The organism is Herbaspirillum sp. RV1423 (assembly GCF_000577615.1).
GTDB lineage: Bacteria > Pseudomonadota > Gammaproteobacteria > Burkholderiales > Burkholderiaceae_D > Herbaspirillum.
Genome location: NZ_CBXX010000012.1, coordinates 88,787 through 103,563, shown reverse-complemented (window position 1 = coordinate 103,563; position 14,777 = coordinate 88,787). Strand labels below are relative to the sequence as shown.

Sequence of the window (14,777 nt, the reverse complement as noted above, 5' to 3'; positions counted from 1 at the left end):
GATTTTTTATTGCTGCGACCGAGTGGTTCAGCCTTCGGCGACGCGTTTGGCGATGTGCGCCAGCGCTTCTTCGATCTGGTCGATCAGGATCAGGCACAGATCGCCTTCCTTCAGCGACGCCAGTGCCGTATCGATGGCCAGGAATTCGCCGTAGATTTCCTTGGTTTCCTTGGTGCGGCGGGCATTGGCCAGACCCTGGCGCAGCAGCGCGAGGACTTCGCCGTCGGCACGGCCGCGCTGGCACTGATCCTGATACAGCACGACCTCGTCGAACGCATCGCCGAGGATTTCGGTCTGCTGGCGGATATCGATGTCGCGCCGGTCGCCGGCGCCGCTGATGACCACCGAGCGGCGTTTGGCCGGGATGCTGTCGATGGCCTTGACCAGTGCATTGATGGCGTCGGGATTGTGGCCGTAGTCGGCGATCAGCGTGGCGCCGCGATAGTCGAACAAATTGAAGCGTCCTGGCGCGGTGCCGACGTCGCTGATGAAGGTGCGCAAGCCGGCGCGCACGATGTCCCAGTCCAGTTGCAGCGCCCACGCGGCGGCGACCGAGGCCATGGTGTTTTCCACCTGGAAGCCGATGGCGCCATTGCGGGTCAGCGGGATTTCCTTGAGCGGCAGGCGGTATTCCTGATCGCCTTGCGCAGCGACGATATCGTTGCTGTCACGATAGATGACGCGATGGCCTTGGGCGCGATGTGTCGCCATGATCGGGTGTATCGGGTCAAGCGCGAAGAAAATCACGGCGCCGGGGCAGGACGAAGCCATGCTGGAGACCATCGGGTCGGCGGCATTGAGTACTGCATAGCCGGTCGGGGCGACGTTTTCGACCACCACGCGCTTGACCACGGCCAGGTCTTCTACCGTGCTGATATAGCTCAGGCCGAGATGGTCGCCCATGCCGATGTTGGTGACGACGGCAACGTTGCAGCGGTCGAAGCCGAGTCCTTCGCGCAACACGCCGCCGCGCGCGGTTTCCAGCACAGCGGCATCGACGTCCGGATGGAACAGGACGTTGCGCGCGCTGCGCGGACCGCTGCAGTCGCCGGTGTCGATGCGCTGCTTGTCGATGTAGACGCCGTCGGTGTTGGTCATGCCGACGCGCAAGCCTTTTTGCGCCAGCAGGTGGGTGATCAGCCGCACGGTGGTGGTCTTGCCGTTGGTGCCGGCGACCGCGACCACGGGAATGCGGGCATCGTCGCCGTCGGCGAACATGGTGGAGATGATGGCGTCGCCGACCGCGCGGCCCTTGCCGTAGGAGGGCGTCAGGTGCATGCGCAGCCCTGGCGCGGCATTGACTTCGACGATGCCGCCTTCTTGTTCTTCCAGCGGTTTGTGTACGCTGTTGCAGACGATGTCGACGCCGCAGATGTCGAGACCGACCATCTGCGCGGCGGCAACGGCGCGTGCGGCCAGTTCCGGATGGACGTCGTCGGTGACATCGGTGGCGGTGCCGCCGGTGGAGAGATTGGCGTTGTTGCGCAGGACGATGCGCGCGCCTTGCGGCGGGATCGACTCGGCGTCGTAGTTTTGCTTGGAGAGCGTCGCCAGCGCGATGTCGTCAAAGCGGATCTTGGTCAGCGAAGTAGCGTGGCCGTCGCCGCGCAGCGGATCGCTGTTGACCTTGTCGACCAGTTGGCGGATGGTATGCACGCCGTCGCCGATGACTTGCGGCGGGTCGCGACGGGCGGCTGCAACGAGCTGCTTGCCGATCACCAGCAACCGATAGTCGTGGCCGGGCAGGTAGCGTTCCACGATAATTTCGTCGCTGATCTTCACTGCTGCGTTGAAGGCGGCGCTCACTTGTTCCTGGGTACAGATATTGACGGCGACGCCTTTGCCCTGATTGCCGTCGCGCGGCTTGATGACCACCGGCGCGGCGATTTCCTGTGCCGCAGCCCAGGCATCTTCCACTGTTTCAACGACGCGGCCGTTCGGTACGGGAACGCCGGCGGCGTGCAACAGCATCTTGGTCAGTTCCTTGTCCTGCGCAATGGATTCGGCAATGGCGCTGGTGTTGCTGGTCTCGGCTGCCTGGATGCGCTTCTGGCGGCTGCCCCAGCCGAATTGCACCATGCTGCCGTCGGTCAGGCGGCGGAACGGAATGCCGCGTTTGACGGCGGCGGTGACGATGGAACCTGTGCTGGGGCCGAGGCGGACGTCTTCGTCCAGCTCGCGCAGGCGCGCCAGCGCATCGGCCAGGTCGAACGGCTTGTCTTCGGCGGCAGCGGCGCACAGTTCGCGCGCCAGTTCGAAGGCGAGGCGGCCGACGGCTTCTTCGCTGTATTCGACGATGACCTGATAGACGCCGGTTTCGACGGTCGGCACCGTGCGGCTGAAGGTGACCGGACAACCGGCCTGGGATTGCAGACCCAACGCGGCGGCTTCGAGCACATGCGCCATGGAAACGGTTTTGACTTCGCCGGCCGAGTGCAGGAGGCCGATGTGCGGAAAGCGCGCGCGCAGGCGCACTTCAAATCCCGGCATGCCTTCGATGGCGCGTTCGGCCTCGGCGCAGGACACGATGGCTTCGATCGCAGTGTGCCTGCTCCAGAGGTTAGGGCCGCGCAGTACGCGAATACGTGATACGTCCATCAACAAGTCTTCCTGAATGTGTCTTTGTGAAATTCGATGATTGGCTGGAGAGCGCGGGCCGCCCAGGCCGCTCAGGCCATTTGTGCCTTGCGCTTCTTGCCTTGTTCTTCGGCCTGTTCGGTGCCGAACAGCTCGATGCCGGCGCGGATCAGGTCGGCGGAAATGCCCAATGCCCAGGCGGCGGCGACGGCGGCCAGCACATTCTCGATCTGGAAGCCGACGGCGCCGCCGCCGGTGATCGGAATCGCGGTCACGGTGCTGATGCGGACTTCCTTGTCGCCGCTGGCCTGGATAACGTCGCCGTTGCGCACGAAGACGCCGCGCTTGCCTTGCTTGAGGTGGTCGGCCATGACGGCGGCATTGCCGTCGACGGCGAAGAAGATCACTTCGCCGTCGCATAGACTTGCCATGTCGGCGACCAGCGGGTCTTCCGCATTGAGGACCGCGACGCCGTCGGGCAACACAACGTCGACCTGGGTGCGTTTGACCTTGGTGGCCATCTGCTCGGCGTCGTCGATGTAGTACTCGGGAAGGCTGTCGGCCGGATCGATGTTGGCGACCACGCCGACCTGGCAGCGGTCGTAAGCAAGGCCTTCGGACAGGATCGAGACGCTGCCGTTTTCAAACACGGCCGCTTCGACGGCGCGGTTGAGCAGTATGCGATGCGCGGCGCTCCAGTTGGCGCGATTGCCTTTTTCGACCAGACGGTGGCCGAGGTAGAGGCCGTCGCCGCAGGCCAGGCCGACACGCTTGCCGCTCAGGTCGATGATGCGCGCGACCAGACGGGCGATGGTGGTTTTGCCGTGGGTGCCGGTGATGCCGACAATGGGAATACGGCCGGTGTCTTCCGGTTTGAACAGGTGTTCGACGATGGCCTGGCCGACCGGGCGCGGTTTGCCTTCGGAGGGTTTCAGATGCATCAGCAGGCCGGGACCGGCATTGACTTCGACGATGGCGCCGCGCTGTTCGTCCAGCGGACGGGAGATGTCTTCCGCAACGAGGTCGACGCCGGCGATGTCGAGGCCGACCACGCGTGCGGCCAGTGAAGCGGTCGCGGCAACGCTGGGATGGACCTGGTCGGTGACGTCGATGGCGACGTTGCCATTGCGCAGCAACAGTACTTTCTTGCCGGCAGGGGGCACCGAAACCGGCGTCAGGCCCTGGCGCTCCAGTTCCAGACGGGCGGCCGGTTCGCGTTCGAGGATCACCGGATTGAGCGGATGTTCCTCAAGGTCGCCGCGGCGCGGATCGGTGTTGAGCACGTCGATCAGTTGCGAGACGGTTGATGTGCCGTCGCCGATGACGAAGATCGGTTCGCCGCGCGCGGCCGCCGCCAGCTTGCCGCCGACGATCAGCAGGCGGTGCTCGTTGCCGCGGATGAAACGTTCGACCAGCACGCTGCTGCCTTCTTCCAGCGCAGCCTTGTAGGCGGTCTCGACTTCAGCCCGGGTATTGAGGTCGATGAACACGCCGCGGCCGTGGTTGGCGTCGGACGGCTTGACGACTACCGGCAGGCCGATTTCCTCGGCGGCTTCCCAGGCATCTGCCGGGCTGTCGACCATGCGGCCTTCGGGAATGGCGACGCCGCAGGATTGCAACAGGGTTTTGGTCAGGTCCTTGTCGCGCGAGATGCTTTCGGCGATGGCGCTGGTCTGATCGGTCTCGGCAGTCCAGATGCGGCGCTGCTTGCAGCCGTGGCCGAGTTGCACCAGATTGCCTTCGGACAGGCGGATGGACGGGATGCGGCGTTCGTCGGCGGCATCCACGATGCAGGCAGTGCTGGGGCCGAGGCACAGCGAATCGACCATGTCGCGCAGTTTTTCGACGGTGGCATCGACGTCGAAGGGCGTGTCCTCGATAGCGGCCATGACGAGGTCGCGGCCGGCGTACAGCGCGGCGCGGGTGACTTGTTCATGGCGGGCGCGGACCACGACTTTATAGACGCCGCGCACGGAAGTTTCACGCGCCTTGCCGAAACCGCCGGGCAGACCGGCCAGGTTTTGCAGTTCCAGCGTCACGTGTTCCATGATGTGACCGGGCCAGGTGCCTTCCTTGAGGCGTTGCAGGAAACCGCCGCGTTCGCCGTAGCTGCAGCGATGCTCGACCAGGGAAGGAAGCCAACTCGTCAGACGATCGTTGAAGCCGGGAATGATGTTCGACGGAAAGTCTTCCAGTTCTCCGATATCGATCCAGACCTCCAGTGCCGGGCGGTAAGTCCAGATATTGGGGCCATGCAAGGGGAGGATACGGAGAAATTCTATATTTTTCATGTGTAAGCCGTTATGCCGCTGAGCGCTGTCCGTTCTATCGATCCAAGCATGAATAACGCATTAAGCGCCGATTGGTTTACTTGGCCGCAATAAAATGCCGGCGCCATTGTCGGCTTGCGAATGTTTTTGCAGGATTTTGTTGTTGTCGATGCTGCCTATTTGTCATCGGCCCCTTCCCTAAGTTGCCGCTGTACACAAAATGTAACGATATTGTCTCAGACTGTTTGCAGTCTTGCATGCAAAAAATCAGGAAATTGTCAGGATCGGTCGGCAAACAGGTCGACTTGCTGTCATCGCCGGAGAGGGGTTGTGCGTTGTCAGAGGGGCAAACCCATACGATATAATACGCGCGGCATAGAATACCGGCGAAAAGTTGCCAGAAAAATCATTCCTCACTGTCCGCACAGGACATACATGCCGTTCAGATGACCAGAAAATCCCTCATCGCAAGTACCATCAATTTGCCCGCGCCATGGGGCGCGGAAGTCCAGGCCCAGTTGGCGCCCGACGAAAAAATCATCAGTTGGCTCGAACTGGATCTCGATGTCTCGCTGAAGTTTGCGCGCGGCCTGATGCTGGCGACCGACCGGCGCCTGCTGGCGAAGAACAGCGACGGCCAGGGCTGGAGCGCCTGGACCTATCGTCCGGAATTGGCGTTGAAGCATTCCGACCACGCCGGCGTCGGCAGCCTGGAGTTGCTGGATGGACAATCCCGTCTGGCCCATTGGCGCTACACGTTGGCGCAGAATCCGCAGGCCCTGCGCCTGATCAATCAATTCGACCAGCAGCGCGATGCCCATGTTTCGGGGCGAGCCGTGGTTGACGAAGAGCTCGACGTCTGTCCGCAATGCAAGGCGCCGATTCCACATGGCCAGGAAACCTGCGCCATCTGTCCGGAAGCCAAGGAAGCGCCGCCGTCGACCTGGGCCTTGTTTCGCCTGAGGCGGTTCGCCAAGCCTTACAAGGGTTCCTTGCTGCTGGGTTTCCTGCTGACGCTGGCGTCGACAGCCGCCACGCTGGTGCCGCCGTATATGACGATGCCGCTGATGGACAACGTGCTGATTCCGTTCCAGAACGGCGCGCCGCTGAATGCGCATCTGGCCGGCCTCTATCTGAGCGGTCTGCTCGGGTCGGCGCTGGTGGCCTGGGTGCTGGGTTGGGGGCGCACCTTCATCCTCGCGCTGGTAAGCGAACGCATCGGCGCCGATTTGCGCACCACGACTTATGAGCATTTGTTGCGCCTGTCGCAGGAGTATTTCGGCGGCAAACGCACTGGCGACCTGATGGCGCGCATCGGTTCGGAGACCGACCGCATCTGCGTGTTCCTGTCGCTGCATTTGCTCGATTTCATCATCGATGTGCTGATGATCATCATGACTGCGGTGATCCTGATTTCGATCAATCCGTGGCTGGCGCTGGTGACTTTGTTGCCGCTGCCGTTCATCGCCTGGATGATCCACGCCGTGCGCGATCGCCTGCGTCACGGTTTCGAGAAGATCGACCGCATCTGGTCCGAGGTGACCAACGTGCTGGCCGATACCATTCCCGGCATTCGCGTGGTCAAGGCGTTTGCCCAGGAGAAGCGCGAAGCCGCCCGCTTCAAGGAGGCGAATCGCCATAACCTGGTGGTCAACGACCGCGTCAACAAGATCTGGTCGCTGTTCACGCCGACTGTCACCATGCTGACCGAAATCGGCTTGCTGGTGGTGTGGGTGTTCGGCATCTGGCAGGTGTCGCACAATCAGATTACCGTCGGCGTGCTGACGGCTTTCCTTGCCTACATCAGCCGTTTCTATACGCGCCTGGACTCGATGAGCCGCATCGTTTCCGTGACGCAGAAGGCCGCCGCCGGCGCCAAGCGGATTTTCGATATCCTCGATCATGTGTCGAGCGTGCCGGAACCGGCCAATCCGGTCCACATCGAGAAGGTGAAGGGCGCCATCGAATTGCGCAACGTCGGCTTCCGCTATGGCAATCGTTCGGTGATGCGCGGCGTCGATCTGTCGATTGCACCGGGCGAGATGATCGGTCTGGTCGGGCACAGCGGTTCCGGCAAGAGCACCATGGTTAATCTGATTTGTCGTTTCTACGACGTGTCGGAAGGCGCGATCCGCATCGACGGCGTCGATATCCGTTCGCTGCCGATTTCGGAATATCGCCGCAACATCGGTCTGGTGTTGCAGGAGCCTTTCCTGTTCTTCGGCACGATTGCCGAAAACATTGCTTACGGCAAGCCGGACGCGACGCGCGCCGAGATCATCGCGGCAGCGCGCGCGGCGCACGCGCACGAGTTCATCCTGCGCCTGCCGCAAGGTTACGACTCGCTGGTGGGCGAGCGCGGCCAGGCTTTGTCGGGCGGCGAGCGTCAGCGTATATCGATTGCCCGGGCGCTGCTGATCGATCCGCGTTTCCTGATTCTCGACGAGGCGACGTCCTCGGTCGACACGACCACCGAAAAGGAAATCCAGAAGGCGCTCGACAACCTGGTGCAGGGCCGCACCACGATTGCGATCGCCCACCGCTTGTCGACTTTGCGCAAGGCTGACCGTCTGGTCGTGCTGGACCGCGGCCAGGTGGTCGAAGTCGGTCCGCATGAGGAATTGATGGCGAAGCAGGGCGCTTACTATCGCCTGTATCAGGCGCAGGCGCGGAATCCCGAAACTGAAGTGTCGGGCAGCAGTGTCGATGGCGATGAGCGCGACAAGACCGCCGAGAGCGGCAAGAGCGAAGACAAGGACGGCGAATGATGAACACGCAAATGACGACCGCTTCACATCATTTTCAACTGCGCCACAACAGCTTCGGCCGTTTGGTATTCATCGATGCCGAGGGCGTCGAGTATGAAGGCGCCATTCCTGTGCGCGCGTTTCCCATCGGTGCGCCGGAGCAGGGTATTGCGCTGGTCAGCGCGGAAGGTCGTGAGCTGGCCTGGATTGAACAGTGGTCCGACGTGTCGGCCGATATCAGGAAGATCATCGAAGAAGAGCTGGCGGCGCGCGAGTTCATGCCGGTGATCAGTCGCATCGCCGGCGTGTCCAGCTTTGCGACGCCCTCCGTGTGGGAAGTTGAAACCAATCGCGGCGATACGTCGTTTACGCTGAAGGGGGAAGAAGACATTCGCCGTTTGCCGAATTCGGCGCTGCTGATCGCGGACAGCCACGGCATCCAGTTCCTGATCCGCGATACCAAGGTGCTGGACAAGCACAGCCGCAAGATTCTGGATCGCTTCCTGTAATTTGCATATCAAAAAAAGCGGCTGCATCCTGTCCGGGTGCAGCCGCTTTCTTTTGCGCTGAGGCATCTTCAGAATTGTTCGTCGGGCCGCAGGTAACGCCACTGGCCGGGCGGCAGGTCGCCTAGCTTGACGCCGCCGATGCGCACGCGTTTGAGGCCGATGACTTTCAGGCCCACCAGTTCGCACATGCGCCGGATCTGGCGTTTTTTCCCTTCGCGCAGCGTGAAGCTGAGCTGGTCTTCGTTTTGCCAGCGCACCTTGGCCGGCTTGAGCGGCTTGCCGTCGAGCGACAGGCCGTGATTGAGGCGTTTGAGGTCGCTGTCGGGCAACTTGCCCGGCTTGGTATATTGCACGCGCACCAGATATTCCTTGTCGACGCTGGAGTCTTCGCCGATCAGTTGCTTGGCGATGCGGCCGTCTTGCGTCAATACCAGCAATCCCACCGAATCGATGTCCAGGCGGCCAGCCGGCACCAGGCTGCGCAACTGGGTCGGATGGAACATCGTGTCGAGCTTGTCTTCGGCCCAGCGCGTCGCGGCTTCGACCAGCGCCACCGCCGGCTTGTAGCCGTCTTCGGCCTGGCCGCTGACGTAGCCGACCGGCTTGTTGATGAGGATGGTGACGCGCTTGGACTGCTCGGCGCTGGCCTGGCGCTCGACGCTGATGCGCTGGTGCGGAAGGACCTTGCTGCCGAGCACCGACACCACCTTGCCGTCCACGCGCACCCAGCCTTTTTCTATCCATTCATCCGCCTCACGGCGCGAACAGAGGCCGAGTTCGGACATGCGTTTGGACAGGCGTACAGGTTCAGTCATGGCGGTTCAGCAGAGTTAAAGCAAAAGTTAAATGAAAGAGCGGGGCGACAACCCAACCGGAATGTGGAATATCAGATGCGCAGCGCTTTCAGCAGATCTGTTTCCAGCATGATCTGGTTGCGCGGATGATTGAGCGCCGCGCCGTCCACCAGGAACACGTCTTCGACGCGTTCGCCCAGGGTCATTATCTTGGCCGTGTGCAGATTGATCTTGTATTTGGCCAGGATGTTGGAAATCGTATAAAGCAAGCCGTTGCGGTCATTGGCCGACACCGACAGCAGGTAATACTGGCCGCGTTCGTCGGGGCGCAAGTCCACTGACGGATTGATCGGGAACGTGCGCGACAGGCGCGACAGGCGGCCTCTGGCCGGTGCCGGCAGCGGTCCGTCGGACTGCAGCAGTTCGGCCAGTTCGTGTTCGATCAGGTTGATGATGTCGCGGTAATTCTTGGCGAACATGGGCGTGCTGATCAGGAAGGCGTCGAGCGCGTAATTGTTCCTGGTGGTGTGGATCTTGGCGTCGAGGATGCTGAAATTCTTTTCATCGAAATAGCTGCAGATGCGCGCGAACAGATCTGGTCGGTCCGGGGTGTACACCGCGACTTGCACGCCTTCGCCGATCGGCGCGAGGCGGCATTTGACGAGCGGCACGGTGCTGTCGATCTTGTCGTAGAACGAGCGCGTTTGCCAAGCGATGTCGGATGCGTCATGCCGCAGGAAGTATGCGACGTCGAGCTGCTGCCAGAATTTTTCGTGGGCATCGGCCGGCAAACCGTACAGGCGCAACGTTTTGATGGCTTCTTGTTGGGTGTTTTTCAGTTCGCGATCGGCGGATGGCGCTTCGCCGCCCAGCACGCGCAAGGTCATGCGGTACAGGTCTTCCAGCAGCTTGCCTTTCCAGGCGTTCCAGACCTTCGGGCTGGTGCCGCGGATGTCGGCGACGGTCAGCAGGTAGAGCGCGGTCAGGTGGCGTTCGTCCTTGACGGTGTTGGCGAATTGCTGGATGACGTCGGGATCCGACAAGTCCTGTTTTTGCGCCACTTGCGACATGGTCAGATGGTGTTCGACCAGGAACACGACCAGTTCGGTGTTCTCTTCCGACACGCCGTGCTGCTCGCAGAACTGGCGCGCATCGGCCATGCCTAGCTTGGAGTGGTCGCCGCCGCGGCCTTTGGCGATGTCGTGGAACAACGCGGCGATGTACAGAATCCACGGCTGCGCAAAGTTCGCCATCAACTGGCTGCAGAATGGGTATTCATGCGCATGTTCGCTCATGGTGAAACGGCGCACGTTGCGTACCACCATCAGGATGTGCTGGTCCACCGTATAGACGTGGAACAGGTCATGCTGCATCTGGCCGACAATGCGGCGGAAGTTGGGCAGGTAGCGGCCGAGCACGCTGGTCTGGTTCATCCGGCGCAGCGCATGCATGATGCCGCGCTTGCTCTGCAGTATCTGCATGAACAACGCATGGTTGGCCGGATCGGCGCGGAAGGCGTTGTCGATCTTGAAGCGCGCATGCCACAGCGCGCGCATGGTGCGCGCCGACATATCCTTGAGCTCGTGATGCTGGGCCAGCACCAGAAATACTTCCAACATGGCCGACGGCGTGTCTTCGAAGACATTGTCGTGCGCGATGTCGAGGAAACCGTTCAGCTCGTTGAAGCGCTCATTGATCTTTTGCGGAATGACGTCCTGCGGAAACAATTGCGCTTCGATGTTTTGCAGCAGGATGGTATTGAGCTGGGTGACCGCCTTGGCCGCCCAGTAGTAGCGCTGCATCAGGTATTCGCTGGCGCGGCGCGTGTCGGTGTTCTTGAAGCCGAAACTTTCGGCGATCGCCGTCTGGATATCGAACACCAGGCGGTCTTCGCGGCGGTTGGTCAGGATGTGCAGGCGGATGCGGATGTCCTTGAAGGCGCGTTCCTTCTGCGTCAACTGGCGCGCTTCGGTTGCCGTCAAGAGGCCGCGCTGTGCCAGCTTGCTCCAGGAGTCGCCAAGGCCGGCCGCCTTGGCGACCCACAGGATCACCTGCAGGTCGCGCAAGCCGCCGGGGCTTTCCTTGCAATTGGGCTCCAGGCTGTAGGGAGTGTCTTCGTACTTGACGTGGCGCTGGCGCATTTCCAGGGTCTTGGCCTGGAAAAAGGCGCGCGGATCCATGGCCTCCTGGCATTTTGCCTGCAGCAACTGGAACAACGTCTTGTTGCCGGTCACCAGGCGCGCTTCCAGCAGGCTGGTCTGCACGGTGATGTCGGCGGCCGATTCGGTCTGGCATTCTTCGACGGTGCGGATGCTGTGACCGATCTCCAGGCCGATGTCCCAGAACAGTTGCACCAGCGACTCGAGCTTCTCCTGCATGGCCTTGTCGGGACTCCGGTCGAGCAGGATCAGCACATCCACGTCGGAATGCGGAAACAGTTCTCCGCGCCCGTAGCCGCCCACCGCGACCAGCGCGATGTCGGACGGCAGGTCGCATGTTTCCCAGGCTTCTGTCAGCGCCGCATCGACATTGCGGCGCAGTTGCGTCAACAGGTGTTCGGTCTTGCCATCCGCCTGGAAGGCTTCTATGGCCTGCTGGCGCGCTGCCTTGAGTTGTTTTTTGAGTTTGACGGCGAGAGCAGGCATAGAAGTCCGGTCAATGAATCGGCAGTGAACATCAGTCCAATGAATCAGGCGAGGGCGGGAGCCGTTTGCTGGATGAAGGCAGGCGGCGCCGGCATGCCGGGGGAGACGGTCAGCACTTCGTAACCGGTTTCGGTTACCAGCACGGTATGCTCCCACTGCGCCGACAGGCTGCGATCCTTGGTCTTGATGGTCCAGCCGTCGCCCATTTCGCGGATTTCGCGGCGTCCTGCGTTGATCATCGGCTCGACCGTGAAAATCATGCCGGCTTCGAGTTTTTCCAGCGTGCCGGGGCGGCCGTAATGCAGCACTTGCGGTTCTTCATGGAATACCTTGCCGATACCGTGGCCGCAGAATTCGCGCACCACGCTGTAGCCGGCTTTTTCCGCGTGCTGCTGGATCACATGGCCGATGTCGCCCAGATGGGCGCCGGGTTTGATCTTGGAAATACCCAACCACATGCATTCATAAGTGATTTCGGTCAGGCGACGCGCCATGATCGACGGTTCGCCGATATAGAACATGCGGCTGGTGTCGCCGTGGTAGCCATTCTTGATCACCGTCACGTCGATGTTGAGGACGTCGCCGTTCTTCATGACCTTGTCGCCCGGGATGCCGTGGCAGATGATGTCGTTGAGCGAGGTGCAGACTGCCTTCGGATAAGGAGTGTAGCCGGGCGGGCAGTAATTCAGCGGGGCCGGAATGGTGCCCTGGACGTTGACCATGTATTCATGGCACAGGCGATCCAGTTCGCCGGTGGTGGTGCCGGCTTTGACGAAAGGGGTGATGTAGTCGAGTACTTCCGCCCCGAGCTTGCCGGCAATGCGCATGCCTTCAATGTCTTCGGCGGTTTTGATGGAGATGGAGCCCATAAGAGTTGTCGCAATTCGCTAAAAATCGTCAAGTAGAGATTATAGACGAGGGGAGGCGGTTCTGTCGGCGCGGATTGACTGGGTTGGCGGAGTAAAAGCCAATGAAAACAATGATTTCGCAACTTGAATGGATTCTCAGGATGAGGTAGAATGCTCGGCTAACTTGAGTCGATCAGGTTGGAAAGCGAGTTTTTGTGGCGGAGGTTGTCGTTCCGGCACCTATTCATGCAAATATTGCTTTGTTGGAATAGTAAGTTTGTTGTTAATTTTGAAACGCGAATCCGTTCGCCAAAGGGTGTTCAGGCAGGCAGTTTAAACACTGCCAGGTTTGAATGACCGAATGGATTCCAGACCTAACCCTGGAGAAATTTATGTCCGTAACAATGCGCGAAATGCTGGAGGCAGGTGTCCACTTCGGTCACCAAACACGCTTCTGGAACCCAAAGATGGCCCCGTATATCTTCGGTCATCGCAACAAGATTCATATCGTCAACCTGGAAAAGACCCTGGGTATGTATCAGGAAGCGCTGAAGTATGTGCGCCAACTGTCTGCCAATCGCGGCACTATCCTGTTTGTCGGCACCAAGCGCCAGGCGCGCGAAACCGTTGCTGCAGAAGCGCAACGCGCAGGCGTTCCTTTCGTCGATCAGCGCTGGCTGGGCGGCATGCTGACCAACTTCAAGACCATCAAGACATCGATCAAGCGTCTGAAGGACATGGAAGCCGCCATCGCTGACGGTTCCAATGAAAAGCTGAGCAAGAAAGAGGCATTGCTGTTCAGCCGCGAGCAAGAAAAGTTGCAAAAGGCCATCGGCGGCATCAAGGACATGGGCGGCATTCCTGACGCCATCTTCGTCATTGACGTCGGCTACCACAAAGGCGCCATCACCGAAGCCGCCAAGCTGGGCATCCCGGTCATTGGCGTGGTCGATACCAACCACTCGCCAGAAGGCGTGACTTATGTCATTCCGGGCAACGATGACTCCGCCAAGGCGATTGCGCTGTACGCTCGCGGTGTCGCCGATGCGATCCTGGAAGGCCGCGCCAATGCAGTGAATGAAGTCGTCGAAGCCGTCAAGAACGGTGGCGACGAATTCGTCGAAGTGAACGAACAGGCTTAATTGTCTGCAACACCCGCGGGAAATTCCACCTGCGGGTGGCAAAAAAGGGGTAACAGCGAGAGTAAGCGCAGTTCGCCCCTTTTTTTTGAGTAAATTGATCGAATTCCGACATGACGTTTGCAGTATCTGCGATGACGGCATGTCTACTTAGTTAGGAGAAACATATGGCGGCAATTACCGCAGCATTGGTAGGCGAACTGCGCGCGAAGACCGACGCGCCCATGATGGAATGCAAGAAAGCGCTGACCGAAGCCGACGGCGATCTGGTCAAGGCTGAAGAAATCCTGCGCGTCAAGCTGGGCAGCAAGGCATCCAAGGCGTCTTCCCGGATTACCGCAGAAGGCGTCGTGGCGACCTACATCGCCGGCGGCGTCGGCGCGCTGGTTGAAATCAACTGCGAAACCGACTTCGTTACCAAGAACGACGAATTCATCGCCTTGGCGAACGAAGTCGCCAAGCTGGTCGCGGAGAAGAATCCCGCCGACCTGGCTGCGCTGGCAGCGTTGCCGCTGGACGGCAAGACTGTTGAGGAAAAGCGCACCGAACTGGTCGGCCGTATCGGCGAAAACATGTCGATCCGCCGCTTCATGCGTTTTGAAACCACCGCCAAACTGGTGTCCTACCTGCACGGTACGCGCATCGGCGTCATGGTCGAGTTCGACGGCGCCGACGAGCAAATCGGCAAAGACGTCGCGATGCATATCGCCGCGATGAAGCCGGTTGCGCTGTCGTCGGATCAGGTGCCTGCCGATCTGATCGAAAAAGAGCGTTCGGTCGCTACGCTGAAGGCTGCCGAATCCGGCAAGCCAGCCGACATCGTCGCCAAGATGGTGGACGGTTCGGTGCAGAAGTTCCTGAAGGAAGTCTCGCTGTTCAACCAGTCGTTCGTGAAAAACGACAAGCAAAGCGTTGAGCAGATGTTGAAGGCGGCCAATACCGCAGTCAAGTCGTTCAGCATGTTTGTGGTTGGCGAAGGCATCGAGAAGAAACAGGATGACTTCGCAGCCGAGGTGGCAGCCCAGGTCGCTGCCGCCAAGCAAGCGCAGTAAGAAACAAGAAGCGGGCCGAGAGGCCCGTTTTTTTAAGCCCGCAGGAACTTTCGGCGGGTTTGAGGGACTTTGCATAAGATCTATCCGGCCATCCAGGCAGGTATTTCAAAATGTAATTGGGTCCCGGCAGCAGAGTACGGCAGCATACAATGGCGTCCTTGCCAGCGCGAGATGCCCCGCGCAGCGATGCAAGGCG

The 14,777-nt window shown here is 60.6% G+C and carries 9 protein-coding genes; 4 read left to right on the top strand and 5 right to left on the bottom strand.

Annotated elements, in window-relative coordinates; all coding sequences use genetic code 11:
* Nucleotides 1-27: 27 nt before the first annotated feature.
* Nucleotides 28-2,598, bottom strand: coding sequence for a cyanophycin synthetase (cphA, locus tag RV1423_RS13770; protein ID WP_034297453.1), 2,571 nt, complete (start codon nt 2,596-2,598; stop codon nt 28-30).
* A gap of 71 nt (nt 2,599-2,669) precedes the next feature.
* Nucleotides 2,670-4,868, bottom strand: coding sequence for a cyanophycin synthetase (gene cphA, locus RV1423_RS13765; protein ID WP_034297451.1), 2,199 nt, complete (start codon nt 4,866-4,868; stop codon nt 2,670-2,672).
* 425 nt (nt 4,869-5,293) lie between these two features.
* Here cphA (RV1423_RS13765) and RV1423_RS13760 point away from each other — a divergent pair, with 425 nt between their 5' ends.
* Both RV1423_RS13760 and RV1423_RS13755 read left to right on the top strand, forming a co-directional pair.
* Entirely contained in the window at nt 5,294-7,615 is a 2,322-nt protein-coding gene (locus tag RV1423_RS13760) for an ABC transporter ATP-binding protein (RefSeq protein ID WP_034297448.1), read from the top strand.
* Nucleotides 7,615-8,103 carry a DUF1854 domain-containing protein gene (locus RV1423_RS13755; RefSeq protein ID WP_034297446.1) on the top strand — a complete coding sequence of 163 codons (489 nt, stop codon included), beginning with the start codon at nt 7,615-7,617 and terminating at the stop codon, nt 8,101-8,103. The genes RV1423_RS13760 and RV1423_RS13755 overlap by 1 nt, the downstream gene beginning before the upstream one ends.
* A 68-nt stretch (nt 8,104-8,171) precedes the next feature.
* On the opposite strand, the gene RV1423_RS13750 is transcribed toward RV1423_RS13755, so the two are convergent.
* The 3 genes from RV1423_RS13750 to map all read right to left on the bottom strand — a co-directional run bounded on the left by RV1423_RS13750 (nt 8,172) and on the right by map (nt 12,411).
* Complete coding sequence (locus RV1423_RS13750; RefSeq protein ID WP_034297443.1) at nt 8,172-8,918, bottom strand: pseudouridine synthase; 747 nt, start codon at nt 8,916-8,918, stop codon at nt 8,172-8,174.
* Between the two features lie 71 nt (nt 8,919-8,989).
* Nucleotides 8,990-11,542, bottom strand: coding sequence for a [protein-PII] uridylyltransferase (locus RV1423_RS13745; protein ID WP_034297441.1), 2,553 nt, complete (start codon nt 11,540-11,542; stop codon nt 8,990-8,992).
* A 44-nt stretch (nt 11,543-11,586) separates the two neighbouring features.
* The gene (gene map / locus RV1423_RS13740; protein ID WP_034297438.1) at nt 11,587-12,411 is read right to left on the bottom strand and encodes a type I methionyl aminopeptidase; all 825 of its coding nucleotides are present in this window, start codon (nt 12,409-12,411) and stop codon (nt 11,587-11,589) included.
* A gap of 371 nt (nt 12,412-12,782) precedes the next feature.
* Here map and rpsB point away from each other — a divergent pair, with 371 nt between their 5' ends.
* Both rpsB and tsf read left to right on the top strand, forming a co-directional pair.
* Nucleotides 12,783-13,532 (top strand): 30S ribosomal protein S2, encoded by a 750-nt coding sequence (rpsB, locus tag RV1423_RS13735; RefSeq protein ID WP_034297436.1) that lies wholly within the window; start codon nt 12,783-12,785, stop codon nt 13,530-13,532.
* 164 nt (nt 13,533-13,696) lie between these two features.
* Entirely contained in the window at nt 13,697-14,581 is an 885-nt protein-coding gene (tsf, locus tag RV1423_RS13730; protein WP_034297434.1) for a translation elongation factor Ts, read from the top strand.
* The last annotated feature ends 196 nt before the right edge of the window (nt 14,582-14,777 follow it).

Excerpts from the sequence above, each read along its gene's own strand:
- cphA (WP_034297453.1), bottom strand. The coding sequence starts at position 2,598 with ATGGACGTATCACGTATTCGCGTACTGCGCGGCCCTAACCTCTGGAGC.
- cphA (WP_034297451.1), bottom strand. The coding sequence starts at position 4,868 with ATGAAAAATATAGAATTTCTCCGTATCCTCCCCTTGCATGGCCCCAAT.
- RV1423_RS13760 (WP_034297448.1), top strand. The coding sequence starts at position 5,294 with ATGACCAGAAAATCCCTCATCGCAAGTACCATCAATTTGCCCGCGCCA.
- RV1423_RS13755 (WP_034297446.1), top strand. The coding sequence starts at position 7,615 with ATGAACACGCAAATGACGACCGCTTCACATCATTTTCAACTGCGCCAC.
- RV1423_RS13750 (WP_034297443.1), bottom strand. The coding sequence starts at position 8,918 with ATGACTGAACCTGTACGCCTGTCCAAACGCATGTCCGAACTCGGCCTC.
- RV1423_RS13745 (WP_034297441.1), bottom strand. The coding sequence starts at position 11,542 with ATGCCTGCTCTCGCCGTCAAACTCAAAAAACAACTCAAGGCAGCGCGC.
- map (WP_034297438.1), bottom strand. The coding sequence starts at position 12,411 with ATGGGCTCCATCTCCATCAAAACCGCCGAAGACATTGAAGGCATGCGC.
- rpsB (WP_034297436.1), top strand. The coding sequence starts at position 12,783 with ATGTCCGTAACAATGCGCGAAATGCTGGAGGCAGGTGTCCACTTCGGT.
- tsf (WP_034297434.1), top strand. The coding sequence starts at position 13,697 with ATGGCGGCAATTACCGCAGCATTGGTAGGCGAACTGCGCGCGAAGACC.